17 protein-coding genes and 1 pseudogene are annotated in these 16,606 nt (G+C 70.8%); 11 read left to right on the plus strand and 7 right to left on the minus strand.

The genetic code is table 11. From position 1 onward, the window contains the following. Positions 1 to 2 precede the first annotated feature (2 nt). The 4 genes from FV234_RS13855 to FV234_RS13870 all read right to left on the minus strand — a co-directional run bounded on the left by FV234_RS13855 (position 3) and on the right by FV234_RS13870 (position 4,153). Positions 3 to 989, minus strand: coding sequence for a chlorophyllide a reductase iron protein subunit X (locus FV234_RS13855; RefSeq protein ID WP_147751147.1), 987 nt, complete (start codon positions 987 to 989; stop codon positions 3 to 5). Then, on the minus strand, positions 986 to 1,921 hold the full coding sequence (bchC, locus tag FV234_RS13860; RefSeq protein WP_147751174.1) for a chlorophyll synthesis pathway protein BchC: 936 nt from the start codon (positions 1,919 to 1,921) through the stop codon (positions 986 to 988). Before bchC ends, FV234_RS13855 begins: the two co-directional genes overlap by 4 nt. Positions 1,922 to 2,007: 86 nt before the next feature. Beyond that, positions 2,008 to 3,144: an acetylserotonin O-methyltransferase gene (locus FV234_RS13865; RefSeq protein WP_246686194.1), complete on the minus strand. Its 1,137-nt coding sequence runs from the start codon at positions 3,142 to 3,144 to the stop codon at positions 2,008 to 2,010. A 139-nt stretch (positions 3,145 to 3,283) separates the two neighbouring features. Continuing rightward, the gene (locus FV234_RS13870) at positions 3,284 to 4,153 is read right to left on the minus strand and encodes a polyprenyl synthetase family protein (RefSeq protein WP_147751145.1); all 870 of its coding nucleotides are present in this window, start codon (positions 4,151 to 4,153) and stop codon (positions 3,284 to 3,286) included. 105 nt (positions 4,154 to 4,258) lie between these two features. On the opposite strand from FV234_RS13870, the gene crtD reads away from it, so the two are divergent. Next, positions 4,259 to 5,797 carry a 1-hydroxycarotenoid 3,4-desaturase CrtD gene (crtD, locus tag FV234_RS13875; protein WP_147829822.1) on the plus strand — a complete coding sequence of 513 codons (1,539 nt, stop codon included), beginning with the start codon at positions 4,259 to 4,261 and terminating at the stop codon, positions 5,795 to 5,797. After that, positions 5,794 to 6,651, plus strand: coding sequence for a carotenoid 1,2-hydratase (locus tag FV234_RS13880; RefSeq protein ID WP_147751173.1), 858 nt, complete (start codon positions 5,794 to 5,796; stop codon positions 6,649 to 6,651). Before crtD ends, FV234_RS13880 begins: the two co-directional genes overlap by 4 nt. Before the next feature lie 62 nt (positions 6,652 to 6,713). On the opposite strand, the gene FV234_RS13885 is transcribed toward FV234_RS13880, so the two are convergent. After that, entirely contained in the window at positions 6,714 to 8,282 is a 1,569-nt protein-coding gene (locus FV234_RS13885; protein ID WP_147751143.1) for a GMC family oxidoreductase, read from the minus strand. A 242-nt stretch (positions 8,283 to 8,524) separates the two neighbouring features. Between FV234_RS13885 and FV234_RS13890 the strand changes: the two genes are divergently transcribed. The 5 genes from FV234_RS13890 (at position 8,525) to FV234_RS13910 (ending at position 12,457) form a co-directional block, all read left to right on the plus strand. Further along, positions 8,525 to 8,998, plus strand: coding sequence for a DoxX family protein (locus FV234_RS13890; RefSeq protein ID WP_246686195.1), 474 nt, complete (start codon positions 8,525 to 8,527; stop codon positions 8,996 to 8,998). Between the two features lie 38 nt (positions 8,999 to 9,036). Next, positions 9,037 to 9,498, plus strand: coding sequence for a cupin domain-containing protein (locus FV234_RS13895; protein WP_147751142.1), 462 nt, complete (start codon positions 9,037 to 9,039; stop codon positions 9,496 to 9,498). Between the two features lie 11 nt (positions 9,499 to 9,509). After that, positions 9,510 to 10,412, plus strand: a complete 903-nt coding sequence (locus tag FV234_RS13900; protein WP_147829824.1) for an SMP-30/gluconolactonase/LRE family protein — start codon at positions 9,510 to 9,512, stop codon at positions 10,410 to 10,412. Continuing rightward, positions 10,409 to 11,347: a VOC family protein gene (locus tag FV234_RS13905; RefSeq protein WP_147829826.1), complete on the plus strand. Its 939-nt coding sequence runs from the start codon at positions 10,409 to 10,411 to the stop codon at positions 11,345 to 11,347. The genes FV234_RS13900 and FV234_RS13905 overlap by 4 nt, the downstream gene beginning before the upstream one ends. A 114-nt stretch (positions 11,348 to 11,461) precedes the next feature. Next, on the plus strand, positions 11,462 to 12,457 hold the full coding sequence (locus FV234_RS13910; protein ID WP_147751139.1) for a catalase family peroxidase: 996 nt from the start codon (positions 11,462 to 11,464) through the stop codon (positions 12,455 to 12,457). Between the two features lie 21 nt (positions 12,458 to 12,478). Here the strand turns inward: FV234_RS13910 and FV234_RS13915 are convergent, their stop codons facing one another. Continuing rightward, a complete protein-coding gene (locus tag FV234_RS13915) occupies positions 12,479 to 12,865 on the minus strand; it encodes a type II toxin-antitoxin system VapC family toxin (RefSeq protein ID WP_147751138.1) in 387 nt (128 codons plus the stop codon). Next, positions 12,862 to 13,095 carry a type II toxin-antitoxin system Phd/YefM family antitoxin gene (locus tag FV234_RS13920; protein WP_147751137.1) on the minus strand — a complete coding sequence of 78 codons (234 nt, stop codon included), beginning with the start codon at positions 13,093 to 13,095 and terminating at the stop codon, positions 12,862 to 12,864. Before FV234_RS13920 ends, FV234_RS13915 begins: the two co-directional genes overlap by 4 nt. Before the next feature lie 172 nt (positions 13,096 to 13,267). On the opposite strand from FV234_RS13920, the gene lgt reads away from it, so the two are divergent. From lgt to FV234_RS13940, 4 genes and pseudogenes are all read left to right on the plus strand, one after another. Continuing rightward, complete coding sequence (gene lgt, locus FV234_RS13925; RefSeq protein WP_147829828.1) at positions 13,268 to 14,173, plus strand: prolipoprotein diacylglyceryl transferase; 906 nt, start codon at positions 13,268 to 13,270, stop codon at positions 14,171 to 14,173. Further along, positions 14,170 to 15,240, plus strand: coding sequence for an SAM-dependent methyltransferase (locus FV234_RS13930; RefSeq protein WP_147751135.1), 1,071 nt, complete (start codon positions 14,170 to 14,172; stop codon positions 15,238 to 15,240). Before lgt ends, FV234_RS13930 begins: the two co-directional genes overlap by 4 nt. 97 nt (positions 15,241 to 15,337) lie before the next feature. Then, positions 15,338 to 16,108: a peptidoglycan editing factor PgeF gene (gene pgeF / locus FV234_RS13935; protein WP_147829830.1), complete on the plus strand. Its 771-nt coding sequence runs from the start codon at positions 15,338 to 15,340 to the stop codon at positions 16,106 to 16,108. 260 nt (positions 16,109 to 16,368) lie between these two features. Continuing rightward, positions 16,369 to 16,606 (plus strand): annotated as a pseudogene (locus FV234_RS13940) (porin family protein); the annotation flags it as partial.

Genomic DNA, 16,606 nt, shown 5'->3' on the forward strand with positions numbered 1-16,606 from the left:
GCTCAGACCTCGTCGTAGACGACTTCGAGGGACGGCTTGGTCACGTGGGCGACGCCGCACATGTCCTCGAAGGTCGCCGGCACCAGCACCACGTCGCGGCCGGTGTGCTCGCTCGAGAACAGGCCGAGGAGGCCGTCCTGCGAGAGCGGCGTCGGGTGGTTGGGCTTGGCGTCGGCGACGTTCTGGGCCAGATCCGAGAACAGCGAGCCCCAGCGCCCGTCGGGCCGGCCGATGATCTCGTAGTTCGCGCTCTTCTTGCGGATGTCGTCGTCGGCCGGGATCGAGGCCAGCACCGGGATGCCGACCGCGTCGGCGAAGGCCTGGGCCTCGCCGGTACCGTCGTCCTTGTTGATGACGAGGCCGCCGACGCCGACGTTGCCGCCGAGCTTGCGGAAGTATTCGACCGCCGAGCAGACGTTGTTGGCGACGTAGAGCGACTGCAGGTCGTTCGAGCCGACGACGATGACCTTCTGGCACATGTCGCGGGCGATCGGGAGGCCGAAGCCGCCGCAGACCACGTCGCCGAGGAAGTCGAGCAGGACGAAGTCGAATCCCCATTCGTGGAAGCCGAGCTTCTCTAGGAGCTCAAAACCGTGGATGATGCCGCGGCCGCCGCAGCCGCGTCCGACCTCGGGGCCGCCGAGCTCCATCGCGTAGACGCCGTCGCGCTTGAAGCAGACGTCGCCGATGGCGACCGCCTCGCCGGCGAGCTTCTTCTTGGTCGAGGTCTCGATGATGGTCGGGCAGGCCCGGCCGCCGAACAGCAGCGAGGTGGTGTCGCTCTTCGGGTCGCAGCCGATGAGCAGGACCTTCTTGCCCTGCTGGGCCATCATGTAGCTGAGGTTGGCCAGGGTGAACGACTTGCCGATGCCGCCCTTGCCGTAGATCGCGATGATCTGCGTCTCCTTCTTCGCCGGCGCGGTCACCACCGGATCCGGCTCGATCGCCGCCTCCGCGCGCAACGCGGCGTTGGTCAGGTGCATGTTCATGCGTTCCTCCAGTCGAGGACCATCTTCAGGCACTCGGGATCGCCGAAGGCCGTGCGATAGGCCTGCTCCGCCTCCGACGCGGGGCGCCGATGGGTGATCAGGCCGTCGAGCGAGAGGGCGCCGCGGGCGATGAGCGCGCCCACCGCTGCGAGGTCGTGCGGCCGGAACTCGGCGGCGACCCGGATCCGGGCCTCGCGCAGGAAGGCCGGCGGGAACGCGAAGGAGAGCGGTGCCTCGTAGAAGCCGGCAAGCACGATCTCGCCGCCGGGGCTAAGCCGCCCGATCAGCGTGTCGAGCAGGCTCGCATCGCCGCTGACGTCGGTGATCGTGGCGTAGTCGCGGCGCTCGTCCTGGTCGGGGTGGACGACCGGGTAGCCGAACGCGCCCCGCGACCGCACTGGATTGGTCTCCCACACGGTCGGCACCGCGCCGGACAGGGCGACGAGCCGGGCGAGCAGACGCCCGAGCACCCCGTGGCCGACGATCAGGGTGCGCTCGCCCGGGGCGCTCGCGGCCATTGCGTGGTAGGCGGTGGCGGCCAGCGCCAGCAGGATCGCCTTCTCTCCGAGGCTCGCCTCGACCGGCACCAGCTTCTCGGCCGGGACGATCAGGTGGGAGGCGGCGCCGCCGAACAGGCCGCGCACCGTGCCGAAGCAGCGCGCGCCCGGCACGAAGACCGCCTGCCCGACGCTGAGGCCGGAGCCTTCGGGTGCCATCTCGACGATCCCGACCGACTCGTAACCGGGCACCAGCGGGTAGCCCATGCCGGGGAAGCTCGGCATCCGTCCGGTCCAGAGCAGGCGCTCGGTGCCGGTGGAGATCCCGCTCCAGGTGACCGCGACCACCGCGTCGCCCTCTGCGGCCGGGGTCAGCGGAAGGCGATCGAGCGCCAACACCTCCGGTCTTTCGAGAACGACGGCGAGCGCGTCCATGTGCGGTGCCCCTTCCATCCCTGTCCGACTCTCCCGGTCGGCCGATCAGTCATCCTAGAATGACAACACAAAGCGTCAAGTCAAATTTACACTTTTGCCGATTTGCGGGCCACGATCAGGCGTGTCAGCAGGGGACGGCGAGTCTTCACACTTCGGATTTCGGCGAAGCCCGCGGCGCGAAGCATCGCCGACAACTCCTCGGCGGTGCGGGCGCGGCCGCTGCCCATCGCCAGCAGGTAGAAGCCGAAATACGCGTCGCTGATGGGCTCGGCCCCCGGTGTCCCAGCCAGCGGCTCGGCCACCAAAAGCGTGCCGCCGGACGGCAGCGCGTCGTGGGCCGCGCGCAGCAGCACCGCGACGCGGGCGTCGTCGTGGTCGTGGACGATCCGCACCAGCGAGATCGCGTCGGCGCCCCGCGGCAGGGGATCGGAGAAGAAGCTGCCGCCGCGGCAGGCGACCGTGAGGCCGGCGGCCCCGAGCCGCGCCTCTGCCCGCGCGGCGACGGCCGGCAGATCGAACAGCATTAGGCGCAAGCCGGGGTGGCGGGCGGCGGCGGCCGTGACGAAGGCGCCCTCCCCGCCGCCGACATCCATCAGGCAGGCGTGCGAGGCGAGCGAATAGGCGTCCAACACGTCCTCGGCGATGAGCGCCTGCGAGGCCGCCATCAGACGGCTGTAGCCGGCCACCGCGTCAGCCTCCGCGGCGTCGGGCTCGGCGGCCATCGCGTAAGGCCAGTAGCCGGAAAGACGCGTCGGCCCCGTCTCGCCGCGCAGCAGCGCCACCGGGTCGGCGAGGTCGGCGTAGAGCATGGCATGATGCTCGATCATCGCCGCCACCGAGGGGTTGCCGATCAGCGCCGCCCCGAGGTCGGCCAGCGCCCAGCGCCCGTCGGGCAGGCGGGCGATCAGGTCGAGGGAGGCGGCGGCCTTCAACAGACGCTCCGCCCGCTCCGGCGCGAGGCGGAAACGCTCGGCCAGGACCGCGGTCGGGAGCGGGCCGGGTCGCAGCGTGTGGAACAGGTCGAGGCGGACGCAGGCGAACAGCACCTGCGAGTAGGTGAACCCGGCGCACAGGTCGAACAGCGCCCGCGTGTTCCGCTGCGCGATGCGCCGCGTCAGGGGAAACCCGGCGGCCCAGCGCTGGAACGCCGGGCTCGCCACCCGGGCGATGCGGAACGCGCGAAAGCGCTCGCGAAGGGTGGGGCGCGGGCCGCGTGCGTGCACTCTCCCAGGGGGAGAGGGCTGGAGTGAGGAGCGTGCGTTGTCCGGAAAGGTGACGCCCCTCACACTGTCCCTCTCCCCTTGGACGAGGGGACCCGCGACCGGACCGGCATCCACCTCCGACAGCATGGAAAACCCCGCCTCAGGCGAATTCGTGGGCGAGGCTCGCGGGCAGGAATAGCCGGGTCTGTGCGGCGATCTCGGCACGGAGCGCGTCGGCGCCGGGGCAAGTCGGGATCACCTCGATCGCCTCGGCCGAGAGGCGCTTCAGGCGATCGAGCGCGCCGCCGCGGCCGAGGAGCAGGGCGGCGTTCGGGCGCCCGAGGGTGGCGTCGCGGCCGGCCGGCTTGCCGATCTCCTCCTGGCGGCAGGCGACGTCGCGCAGGTCGTCGGCGACCTGATAGGCCTCGCCGAGGCATTCCCCGAGAAGCCGCCAGGGCAGCGGCGTGGCGCCCGCGGCGGCCGCGCCCGCCACGGTGGCGGCGGCGAACAAGGCGCCGGTCTTGGCCTGCTGGTAGTTCGACAGCGCGACCTCGGCCTCCGACTCCCAGGCCTGCCCCGCGACGATGCCGGCCGGCGAGCCGACGGCGCGGGCGACGAGCCCGACCAGCGCGGCCAGCCGCTGCGGGCGCTTGGCTGCACCGCGGGCCAGCGTCTCGAACGCCAGCACGATCAGCGCGTCGCCGGTGAGCACCGCCAGCGGCTCGCCGAAGGCGACGTGGACGGCGGGCTTCTTCCGACGCGTCTCGGCGTCGTCGAAGCAGGGCAGGTCGTCGTGGACGAGGGACGCGCAGTGCAGCAGCTCGATCGCGGCGGCTGCGGCTTCGGCCCCCTGCGGGTCGTCGTCGCCGCAGGCGGCGGCCACCGCGAGGCAGAGCCGCGGTCGGATGCGGTGGCCCCCTGGGAACACCGCATAGCGGATCGCCTCCGCGAGCCGCGGTGGTGCGCCCGGCGCTTCCGCGTAGGCGACGGCGATGTCCAGGGTCCGTTCGATGCGCTGGCCTGCGTCCACCGTGACCTCCCGTGTCAATTTGCGTTGACTTTCTCAAGTGTCATCCATGATTGACACTTGCGGCTCCGGAGATCAATGCCGGATTGTCAGCGCCGCGGAGGAACGATGGCGATCGAGCGGGTCGTGGTGATCGGGGGCGGCATCGGCGGGCTCGTCGCCGCTTTGCGGCTCGCCTGCGCCGGATGCGACGTGACGCTGCTCGAGGCGGCCGACGCGCCCGGCGGCAAGATGCGCAGCGTCGCCGTCGGCGGGACCCGGATCGAGGCCGGGCCCACCGTCTTCACCATGCGCTGGATCCTCGACGAGATCTTCGCGGAAGCCGGCGCGGAGCTCGGCAGCCGCGTCGCGCTCGCGCCCGCGCGCACCCTCGCCCGCCACGCCTGGAGCGCGACCGAGCGCCTCGACCTGTTCGCCGACATCGACGCCGCCGCCGACGCCATCGCCGACTTCGCCGGGCCGCGCGAGGCCGACGGCTATCGCCGTTTCTGCGCGCGCAGCGAGCAGGTCTTCCGCACCCTCGACGCGCCGTTCATCCGCGGCGCCCGGCCGGGTCCGGTGGACCTCGCCCGCCGCGCCGGCCTGTCGGGCCTGGGCGACCTCTGGCGGATCCAGCCCTTCGCCACCTTGTGGGGCGCGCTCGGCGACTATTTTCGCGACCCGCGGCTGCGGCAGCTGTTTGCCCGCTACGCGACCTATTGCGGCTCGTCGCCGTATCAGGCGCCGGCCACGCTGATGCTCGTCGCCCATGTCGAGCAGGCGGGCGTTTGGTCGATCGCGGGAGGCTTGAGCCGGCTCGCCGCCGCGATCGCCGAGCTCGCGTCCGAGCGCGGCGCGACCCTCCGCACCGGCGCCCGGGTCGAGCGCATCCTGGTCTCGGGGGGCGCCGTCTCGGGCGTCATGCTCGTCGGCGGCGAACGGATCGCCGCCGACGCCGTGGTGATGAACGGCGACGTCTCGGCTCTGGCCGCGGGGCTGCTCGGGCCGGAGGCGGTCGGCGCCGCCGACCCGGTGCCCCCGGCCGAGCGCTCGCTCTCGGCGGTGACCTTCTGCCTGAACGCCCGCACCGCGGGCTTCCCGCTGGCGCACCACACCGTATTCTTCTCGAACGACTACCGGGGGGAGTTCGACGCGATCCGCCGCGGGCGGCTGCCGGCGGACCCGACCACCTACGTCTGCGCGCAGGACAGGGTCGGCGACGCGGCGCCGGACGGGCCGGAGCGCCTGCTCTGCCTCGTCAACGCGCCGGCCGTGGGCGAGCGGCCCTTCACGAAACCGGAGATCGACGCATGCGAGACGACGATGCGGGCACGGCTGGCGGCGTGCGGCCTGACGATCGCGGCGGCCGAGACGGCGACCACTACGCCGGCCGGCTTCGCGACGCTGTTCCCGGCGACGGGGGGCGCGCTCTACGGCCGGGCCTCGCACGGCTGGAGCGCGACGTTCAAGCGGATGGGCGCACGGACGCGGCTCCCGGGCCTGTACTTGGCGGGGGGCAGCGTGCACCCGGGGCCGGGGGTGCCGATGGCGGCGCAGTCGGGGCGGATCGCGGCGGACACGCTGCTGGCGGACAGGCGGGCGGCGCGCCCCGTTTCGACACGCCGGTCGCCCGCGACGGCTACGTCTGGTGGTACGTCGACGCCCTGAGCGCGGACGGCAGCCAGGGGCTGACCATCATCGCCTTCATCGGCAGCGTGTTCTCGCCGTACTACGCCTGGGACGCCACGCGGAACCCGTTCGAGCACTGCGCCGTCAACGTCGTCCTCTACGGCGCGCGCGAGAACCGCTTCTGCATGACCGAGCGCGGCAGCAAGTCCCTGTCGCGCGACGCGAACAGCATCCGCATCGGGCCGAGCGGCATGGCCTGGGACGGCACGGCGCTGACCATCACCCTCGACGAGACCACGGCGCCGATCCCCTCCCGGGTGCGCGGCACGGTCAAGCTCTATCCCGCCGGGATCACGCCTGGCCCCTTCACCCTCGACGCGCACGGCGCGCATCGCTGGTGGCCGATGGCGCCGTCCTCGCCCGTCGAGGTCGCCCTCGATGCGCCCGCGATGCGCTGGTCCGGCACCGCCTACTTCGACACCAACCACGGCGACACGCCGCTGGCCGACGCCTTCACGAGCTGGACCTGGTGCCGGGCCGACCTCAGCGACGGCGCGGCAATCCTCTACGACGTCCGCCGCCGCGATGGCTCGGGCCAGAACCTCTCGCTCCGCTTCGACCGCGACGGCACCCGCCGCGACATCCGCCCGCCACTCGCCGCCGCCCTGCCCGCGACGCGGTTCTGGCGCGTGCCGCGGGAGACCCGCAGCGACGACGGGCGGGCCGAGGTGGTGCGGACCTTCGAAGACACGCCGTTCTATTCCCGTTCGCTGCTCTCGGCGCGCCTTGCTGGCGAGGCGGTGCGCCCTGTCCACGAGAGCCTGTCGCTCGACCGATTCCGCAACCCGCTGGTGCGGCTGATGCTGCCGTTCCGGATGCCACGCCGGGCGTGACGGCTTGGTGCCGTCGGTTTAGCGCCGCGCCCGCCGCGCCGGAGCGGTTTGAGAGTAGCGGGTCACCCCAGCCGCTCGGCGATGTGGTCGGCGACGCGCAGCGCGTTGGCGATGATCGTCAACGTCGGGTTCACCGCGCCGATCGACGGGAAGAAGCTCGCGTCGGTGACGTAGAGGTTGTCGAGCTCGTGCGCCTTGCAATTCAGGTCGAGCACCGACGCCTTCGGGTCTGTGCCGAAGCGCAGCGTGCCGGCCTGGTGCGCGGTACCGCTTAAGGGGATGTCCTTGCCGAGGTAGAGCGAGCGCTCGAACAGGTAGGTGTAGAGGCCGCCGGGCCGGAGCAGGTCCTCGAGCTTGCCGCGCAGGCGGTCGTGCGCCTTGCGGTTGGTCTCGCGCACGTCGAGGACGACCCGGCCGTCATGGCCGAGCATCACCCGGTTGTCGGGGTGCGGCAGGTCCTCGCTCTGCAGCCAGAAATCCATGGAGTGGCGAGCCACCATGTCGAAGGGGGCGTCGGGCAGGAAGCCGGTCCATTTCGGGAACTCTTCGCCGCGGATCTGTTCCGGATGCGTCTTGGCGCACATCTGGATCAGCCCCATCGGGAACTCCCAGTCCTTCGACTCGAAGTAGAAGTCCGAGACCGCGAGCGTCTTCTGGAAGACGGTGTCGTTGACCTCCTTCGAGAGCGCCATCAGCACCGACATGGTGTGGCGCATGTAGTTGCGCCCGACCTGGTCCGACCCGTTGGCGAGCCCGTTCGGATGGGCCGAATTGGCCGAGCGCAGCAGCAGCAGCGCCGAGGAGAGCGCGCCGCAGGCGACCACGACCACGTCCGCCGAGTAGCGCTCCGCCCTCCCCTCGCGGGTGACGTTGACCGCGCTCACCGTGCGGCCGGACGGGTCGGTCTCGAGCGTCGAGACGTAGGCGTTGACGAGCAGGGTGACGTTGTCGTGCCGGGCCAGCGTCGGGTCGACGGTCATCACCTGCGCGTCGGCCTTGCCGTTGAGCAGGCACGGGAACCCGTCGAAGGCGTCGCAGCGGATGCAGATGCTCGTCGGGGTCGGCTTGCCGTCGCGCTCGTCGAGCTTGATCCCGAGGGGCAAGTGGAACGGGTTGAGGCCGAGCTTGCCCCAATCGTCCGAGAGCTTCTGGATGCGCGGCTCGTGGCTGACGGGGGGGTGGTCGTAGGGGGCGCTCGACCACGGCTCGTTCGGGTCCTCGCCGCGCTGGCCGTGCACCGCGAACAGCGCCTCGGCCTGCGCGTAGTACGGTTCGAATTCTGCGTAGGAGACCGGCCAGGCCGGCGAGAGGCCGTCCACGTGGCGGACCTCGCCGAAGTCGCGCTCGCGCATCCGGAACAGGGCCGCGCCGTAGACCTTCGAGTTGCCGCCGACATAGTAGTGCAGCGCCGGGCTGAAGGTGCGCCCGTCGCCGCCGTACCAGGTCTCCTTCGCCTGGTAGGCGCCGTCGACGAAGACGGTCTTGGACGACCAGTTGTCCTGCGAGCGCGGAAGGTAGTCGCCGCGCTCCAGCAGCAGGATGCGCTTGCCGGTCTTCGCCAGCCGCGACGTCAGGGAGCCGCCGCCGGGGCCCGAGCCGATCACGATGACGTCGTAATGGTCTTCTCGCATCGGTCGGCCTCGCACTGCGGTATGCTCGAGAGAACGCGTTCGCCGGCCAACGGCACAAGGCAGGCGGCGTTCCGGGTCGGCCGGTCACGGCATCGTGCGCGCTGCGATGCAGCAAACGGGCCCGCCTCGCGCATCCGGCCGGGCAACTGCGGCGGGCGAGCGGCGTTGGCCCCACGAAACCCGATGCCGCCCTTCCCGTGTCCCTGCTTGGATCCCTCAATGCCCGTCACCCCAGGCGCCCGATGATGTGGTTCGATCTCGTGGCTTTGCCGCTGCTGGCGAAGGTCTGCCTCGTCTTCATGTTTCCGCTCAGCGCCTACGACAAGGTCGCGCACTGGGACGAGGCGATGGGGCAGGCACGCTCAGGCCCCCTGCCCTTCCCGGCGCTGCTGCTCGTGCTCGGCATCCTCGTCGAGGCGGTGACGCCGGTGCTGATCGTCGTCGGCGTTTTCGACCGCGCGGCGGCCTTCGTGCTCGCCGGCTTCTGTGCGGTCACCGCGCTGATGTACCACCCGTTCTGGCGCTTCCCGGGCTTCTGGTCGAAGGACGGCGAGGGCCGCTCCCATGTCTGGGACTTCTTCAAGAACTTCGGACTCGTGGGCGGGCTTCTACTGGTGGTGGTCGGCGGCGCCTATGCGCCGGCCTCGCAGGTGGTCGCCCACCCGCTCTCGAGCGGTCCGCAGGCCGCCCCGGCCGTGTCCGCCGCCGACCGTTGACGACCCGCGCGCTTGTACACTCCGATAGGGAAACCGACATGGCCGATCAACAGAACGGCGGTCCGCCGCCCACGATGCCCTACTGGCACGTCTACACCGACGCCGAGGGTGTCAGCCGGCAGGAGCGCTTCGCGCTTTCGGACTTCACGTTCGAAGGCATCGAGCCGCAGACTGCGCCGCAATGGAACGACAAGCAGGAGCCGTCGAAGGCCAACGTCACCTTCACGGTGCTGCCGGTCGGCTGGGTCGGGCAGTGGCACGAGAACCCGCGGCCGCAATGGATCGCGATCCTGTCGGGTCGCTGGTTCGTCGAGACCATGGACGGCACCCGCGTCGAGATGGGGCCGGGCGAGCTGATGATGGGCGAGGACCAGAACACCAGGGCGCGCGACGGACGGAAGGGCCACCTTTCCGGCACGGTCGGGACCGAGCCGTGCACGATGATCGTCACCGGCCTCGACGTGACGCCGACCGTGAACCAGCCCGGACGCTTCAAATAGGTTTGGCGGCGATGGATGGTTTCGAGGTCACGCAGCCGCGGTTCAAGGCCTTCGTGCTGCCGAACGCGCCGCTGGAGACGCTCGCCGAAGGCTTCCGCTGGTGCGAGGGGCCGGTCTGGTTCGGCGACCGCGACGAGCTGCTGTTCTCGGACCTGCCCAACGACCGGGTGATGCGCTGGAGCGAATCCGGCGGCGTGTCGGTGTACCGTTCGGGCACCGGCTTCGAGAACGGGCACGCCCGCGACCGCGAGGGGCGCCTGCTCTCGTGCTCGCACCGCGACCGCCGGATCACCCGCACCGAACACGACGGCACGATCTCCGTCTTGGTCGAGCGCTATCGGGGGCGCCGGCTGAACTCGCCGAACGACATCGTCTGCAAGTCCGACGGGACGATCTGGTTCAGCGACCCGCCCTACGGCATCCAGACCGACTACGAGGGCGGCAAGCAGGAGGCGGAGCTTCCCGCCGCACTCTACCGCTTCGACCCGCGCGACGGCTCGCTCGACGTGGTCGCCGACGACTTCGACGGGCCGAACGGCCTCGCCTTCTCGCCCGACGAGACCAGGCTCTACGTCGCCGAGAGCGGGCTGCAATTCGCCGACGACACGAAGCGGTTCATCCGCGTCTTCGACGTCGCGCAGGACGGGTCGCTCTCGGGCGGCGGACTCTTCCATACCGTCGAGCCGGGCTTCGCCGACGGCTTCCGCTTCGACGAGGACGGCTTCCTCTGGTCGAGCGCCGGCGACGGCGTGCATTGCATCGATCCGCACGGCGAGCGTGTCGGCAAGATCCTGGTGCCGGCGACGGTCTCGAACCTCGCCTTCGGCGGGCGCAACCGCAGCCGCCTGTTCCTCTGCGCCTCGCACACGCTGTATGCGATCTACACCAACCGGCGCGGGGCGCGCCTCCTGTGAGCGCGGGCATCCGAGGGATCACCGGCTTTGAGCGCACCGTTGCGGACCTTGCGCGGACGGAAGCGTTCTACCGCGACGGGCTCGGGTTTGCGCAGGTCGGGTCGATCGAGCCGCTGCCGGCGGCAATCGCCGACGCTTACGGCTCAGACGGCGCCGTGGCCGCGCGCCTGACGATGCGGCTCGGCGCACAGTTCGTGGCGTTCCTGGCCTTCGACCCGCCGGGTGCGCCTTACCCGGATGTGCCGCTCGCGAACGATCCGGTGTTCCAGCATCTCGCGATCCCCGTGCGTGCGATGGAGGCCGCCCACGCGCAACTCCTGCGACTGTCGCCGCAGTCCATCAGCCACGGCGGGCCGCAGGTGCTGCCCGAGAGTTCGGGCGGCGTCACCGCCTACAAGTTCCGCGACCCCGACGGGCATCCCCTCGAACTGATCGCCTTCCCCGGCGGCCCGGCCGCGGAGCGATGGCGGACGGCGCCGGGCCTGTTCCTCGGCATCGACCATTCGGCGATCACCGTGACGAACCTCGATCGCGCGTTGGGCTTCTATGCCGACCTGCTCGGGTTACGCGTGGCCGGGCGCGGGCTGAACGCGGGCGAGACCCAGGCGCGCCTCGACGGTGTTCCCGATCCCGTCGTCGATGTCGTCGGCCTCGAACCGCCGGTCTGCGTCACGCCGCACCTGGAACTCCTGCATTACCGTCGGCCCGACACGAAGCGGCCGACGCCGGCCCCCTACGGCCCGCGCGACCCGGCGACGACGCGGCTCGTGTTCGAAGCCGACGACGTCACCGCCACCACGGAAGCGATCCGGCGGGCGGGCTACCGGGTCCGCCTGTCGGCCGACGGACGCAGTGCCTACGCCGAGGGTCCGGACGGGCACGGGCTCCGGGTCGTCGGCAGCGCGGGCGGCGCGGGCGGCGCGTCGGACCGGTAACCACCCTCGTCCGTTGTGCGCAATCGGGTTCTTCACTGCAACTGCAGATCGTGGCATGTGCCGTGCTCCGCCGGCCCTGTCCCAGGTGGCGGCCGCCTCGGCCCGGAGACCCGCATGACCCGTTTCCCGCTCCTCCGCCACGTCGTAATCGGCGGCGTCGTGCTCGCCGGCTTGGCCGTCGCACCGACATCCGCCGAAGAGGCCACCACCGCCGAGCAGACCGTCGACGCGATGAACAAACTGTGGGGGCAGCATCCCGGCATGCGGGCGAACCACGCCAAGGGCACGGTCGTCGAGGGCAGCTTTACCCCGAGCACAGAGGCGGCCAGGCTCAGCAAGGCCTCGGTCTTCGCCGGCCCCGCTGTTCCGGTCACCGGGCGGTTCTCGGACGCGACCGGCATCCCGACCATCCCCGACGGCTCGGCCGACGCCAACCCGCACGGGCTCTCGCTGAAGTTCAAGCTGGCCGACGGCAGCGAGATGGACGTCGTCACCAACAGCCTGAAATACTTCCCGGTCGCCACCGGCGAGGAGTTCCGCGACCTGCTCGTCGCGATCGCCAAGAGCGGGAAGGATGCCGGGACGCCGACGCCGGCCGAGGCCTTCGTTGCGAGCCATCCGGCCGCCGGCAAGGCCGGCGCCACCGCCAGGACGCCGACGAGCCTGGCGCGTCAGACCTACAACGGCGTCAACGCCTTCGTCCTCGTCGACGCGGCCGGCAAGCGGCAGGCCTTCCGCTACCGTATCGTGCCGGTGGAGGGCGAGGAGCTGCTCGCGGCCGAGGAGGGCGCCAAGCAGGCGCCGGACTACCTGATGTCCGAGATCCGCACGCGGCTCGGCACGGCGCCGGTCGCCTACAAGGTGCTAGCCCAGCTCGCCGAGGCCGGCGACCGGACCGACGACGCGACCAAGCCCTGGCCCGAGGAGCGCCGGTTGGTCGACATGGGCACCCTGACGCTGACCAAGCCCGTCGCCGACAGCGCGAGCGCTGAGAAGGCGCTGCTGTATCTTCCGAACGCCCTCACCGACGGAGTCGAGGTGTCGGACGACCCGTTGATCGACGCGCGGGTCCAGGCCTACGCGGTCTCATTCGGGCGGCGCTCGCAGTAGAGGCTCGGCGCATCGCCCGTTTCACCAGATGCGGGTGACGCGGCCGTCGAAGACGGCATCGGCCGAGACCAGCGGCATCGCGTGGATCAAAGCCGTTGCCGCCAGGAGACGGTCGAACGGATCGCGAAGCGGCCAATCCATGCTGCCGGCCATCAGGCAGATATCACTGGTCAGCGACGCAGATCTTCCGCCCTGCCTCAGTAGGAGGTCAACGAGGCTGTCGGCGAAGGGGGCCATGTCTGGCCATTTGCCGAGGCGGACCTTCTGACCGATCTCGAAGAACGTGATCGGACTCACATAGACGGTCGTAGCGGCAGATATGCTCTGCCGTGCCACCTGCGATAGGCGACGATCGTTCGTCAGCGACCAAGCCCAGGTATGCGTGTCCAGAAGGAGACTTGCGCTCAACGCTCACCCTCCCACAGGGCGAGTTCCTCGGTGTTCATTGGTTCGAAGAAATCGGGACCCGAACCTGCGACCTGACCTTCCAAGAGCCCGATCTTGAAGGTGGTCTTCGGGATGGCGACCAGTTGTACGACGGGCTCGCTTCCGCGGGCGATGATGACCTCCTCGCCACGCAAAGCCGCCTCGATCAGCTTGGACAGCTGAGTCTTCGCTGCGTGAACGGTGACCTGCATGGCGAACTCTCATCGCGAAACGTCGCGATCTTAGCTAACTCGACTAACCTTTCAAGGCGCATGGACGTCGCCCGTCTGATATCGAGTCGCGAGCCGAACCCAGGACCGACACCCCGGGCTTGACGCCCCCCGGCCCCCGCGTCCAATGCCGCCGTTTCCACGGGAGGCCCCGATGCTTTTCGCCCTGCCCTTTCCGGCCATCGACCCGGTCGCCGTCGCGATCGGGCCGATCACCATCAAGTGGTACGCCCTGGCCTACATCGCCGGGCTGATCGGCGGGTGGTTCTATGCGCGCCGCCTCGTGATGGCCGAGCGCTACTGGGGCGTGGTGCGCCGTCCGACCACCGTGGACATCGACGACATGATCGTCTGGGTGGCGCTCGGCGTCGTCCTCGGCGGGCGGATCGGCTACGTGCTGTTCTACAATCTGCCGATGTACCTCGACGATCCGATGGAGATCCTGGCGATCCGCAATGGCGGCATGTCGTTCCACGGCGGCTTCCTCGGGGCGGTGCTGGCGATGCTGCTGTTCGCGCGCTCGCGCAAGCTCGGCGGCTACACGGCGCTCGACCTCGCCGCCGTGGTGGTGCCGATCGGGCTGTTTTTCGGCCGCATCGCCAACTTCGTGAATGGCGAGCTGTGGGGCCGGGTCGCGCCCGACTTCGCCTACGCCGTCGTCTTCCCCACCGGCGGCCCGCTGCCGCGCCACCCGAGCCAGCTCTACGAGGCCGCGACCGAGGGGTTGCTGCTGTTCATTGTGATGGCGCTGGCGGTGAACCGCTTCGGCTTCCGGAAGCCGGGCCTTCTCGGCGGCATCTTCGTCCTCGGCTACGCCGTCGCGCGGACCGTGTGCGAGCTGTTCCGCGAGCCGGACCGCCAACTCGGCTACCTGTTCGGCGACCATCTCGGGCCGCTGGGCGGCGGCGTGACCATGGGCATGCTGCTCTGCGTCCCGATGGCCCTCGTCGGGCTCGTCTTCATCGGGCTCGCCGCCCGCGGCGTGACGCGACCACGACACCCGGCCGAGGCCGCCCCGGTTCCCGTGGCGCCGGCACCGGACGGTTCGGTGCGGCCTTGAGCGCTACGCCGCTCGGCGCCGAGATCGCCACGCTAGTCCGCGAGACCGGCCCGATCGGGATCGACCGCTACATGGCGCTTTGCCTCGGGCATCCGGTGCACGGGTACTACTACACCCGCGACCCCTTGGGCCCGCGCGGCGACTTCACCACCGCCCCCGAGATCAGCCAGATGTTCGGCGAGCTGATCGGGATCTGGATCGCCTCGGTCTGGGCTGCGATGGGGGCGCCGGCCCCGCTGCGCCTGGTCGAGCTCGGCCCCGGCCGCGGCACACTGATGGCCGACGCGCTGCGGGCGCTGCGCACCGTGGCGCCGACGGCCGCGATCGACCTCCATCTCGTCGAGACCAGCCCGGTCTTGCAGACGGCGCAGGCGGCGGCGCTCGCGGCCGCCGCGCCGACCTGGCATGCCGACGTCGCCGCGGTGCCGCACGGCCCGGCCATCGTGGTCGCCAACGAGTTCTTCGACTGCCTGCCCGTGCGCCAGTTCGTGCGCACCGCCCGCGGGTGGTGCGAGCGGCTGGTCGGCGTCTCGGACGGTGCGCTCGCCTTCGGGCTCGCACCGGACCCGAACCCCGCGATCGGCGCCGTCGCAGTTGAGGGCGCCGTGATGACCCTGCCCGCGCTCGCGCTCGACCTGACCCGTGCCCTGGCGCGACGCGTCCGCGACCAGGGCGGTGCCGTTCTGGTGATCGATTACGGTCATGCCCAGCCGGGCTTCGGCGACACGCTGCAGGCGGTGGCGGCGCATCGCTTCGTCGGGCCGCTCGATGCGCCGGGCGAGGCCGACCTCACGGTCCACGTCGACTTCCCGGCGCTGGCACGCGCGGCCTCGGAGGCGGGCGCCGCGATCCACGGCCCGATCGACCAGCGCGACTTCCTCGACTCCCTAGGCCTGCCCGCCCGCGCGGCGCGGTTGACGGCGAGGGCGACGCCGGCCCAGGCCGAGGCGATCACGGCGGCGGCGCGACGCCTCACCGATCCGGCCCCCGGCGGCATGGGGAGCCTGTTCAAGGCGATGGCGATCACCCATCCCGCGCTCGCTCCGCCGGGCTTCGCGCCGGGCTGAAGCGGCGGGCGAGCCATCGTCAGCCTCGCCGCCTTCGGTTATCGACGGGGCCGACGTGATCCCGCATCGCGGGTGCCAACCCTCGCTAGGAGCCGCCATGTTCGTCGAAGCGCCGGAACTCAGCTCGCATTCGGGCATCCGCCACGCGTTCTTCACCCGGCAGGGCGGCGTCTCCGAGGGCCTCTACGCTTCCTTCAACGGCGGGCTCGGCTCGCAGGACAGGCCCGAGGCCGTCGCCGAGAACCGGGCGCGGATGTGCGCGCAGCTCGGGCTGCCCGCCGATCGGATGGCGAGCCTCTACCAGGTGCATTCCGCTGAGGCCGTCGTGGTCGCGGCGCCGTTCCCCATGAACGAGCGCCCGAAGGCCGACGCCATGGTGACGCGGGTTCCCGGCCTCGCGCTCGGGATCGCGACGGCCGATTGCGGCCCGATCCTGTTCGCCGATCCCGAAAACGGCGTCGTTGGCGCCGCCCATGCGGGTTGGAAGGGGGCGCTGACCGGCGTGGTCGAGGCGACGGTCGCGGCCATGGAAGGGCTCGGCGCCCGGCGCGGAGCGATCGTCGCCGTCCTCGGCCCGACGATCTCGCAGGCCGCCTACGAGGTCGGCGCCGACTTCATGGCGCGCTTCCGCGACGAGGCGCCGGGGTCCGACCGGTTCTTTTCGGACGGTTCGCGCCCCGGCCACGCGCAATTCGACCTGTCCGGGTTCGTGCGCCTGCGTCTGGAGCAGGCGGAGATCGGCGAAGCCGCGATCCTCGGCCTGTGCACCTACGCCGACGCCGAGCGCTTCTACAGCTATCGTCGAACCACCCACCGCGGAGAAGCGGATTACGGGCGGCTGATCTCCGCCATCGCCCTGACCCCATGAAGCCGGTTCCCGGGATGCGACAATCTGTCCAACGCTGAGACGGGAAAAAAGCGTGGCCGCAAGTGAACCTTGACCATTCGAGGGTGTTTATCGCTTCAGGTACCAAGGGATAACGGCGGGGCGCCACAAAGGGGCCGTCTTCAGGACGGTCGGCGTTACCGCGATGCAACAGCATCCTTGGAGCCGTTGACTTAAAGACGGGCAATCGGTGCCGGACGGGGCAAAAGTCCGGCGGCACCAGATGGAATGAGGACCAGACCATGAAATCCATGCTTCGGGGCGTCACCGCCCTCGCCGGCATCGCGCTTGCCGGCTCCGCCTTCGCTGCCGACCTTCCCCGTCGCGCGCCGCCGCCGGTGTTCACGCCCGTCCCGGTGTTCACCTGGACCGGCGCCTACTTCGGTATCAACGCCGGCTACGGCTTCGATGCCAGCGAGCGCCGCGGCGCGACCGTCGTCGGCGTCTCGCCCGGCAACGCGATCTTCGCCGGCCCGGCCG

The sequence above is a fragment of the Methylobacterium sp. WL8 genome (assembly GCF_008040045.1).
In the GTDB taxonomy this organism is placed as follows: Bacteria; Pseudomonadota; Alphaproteobacteria; order Rhizobiales; family Beijerinckiaceae; genus Methylobacterium; species Methylobacterium cerastii.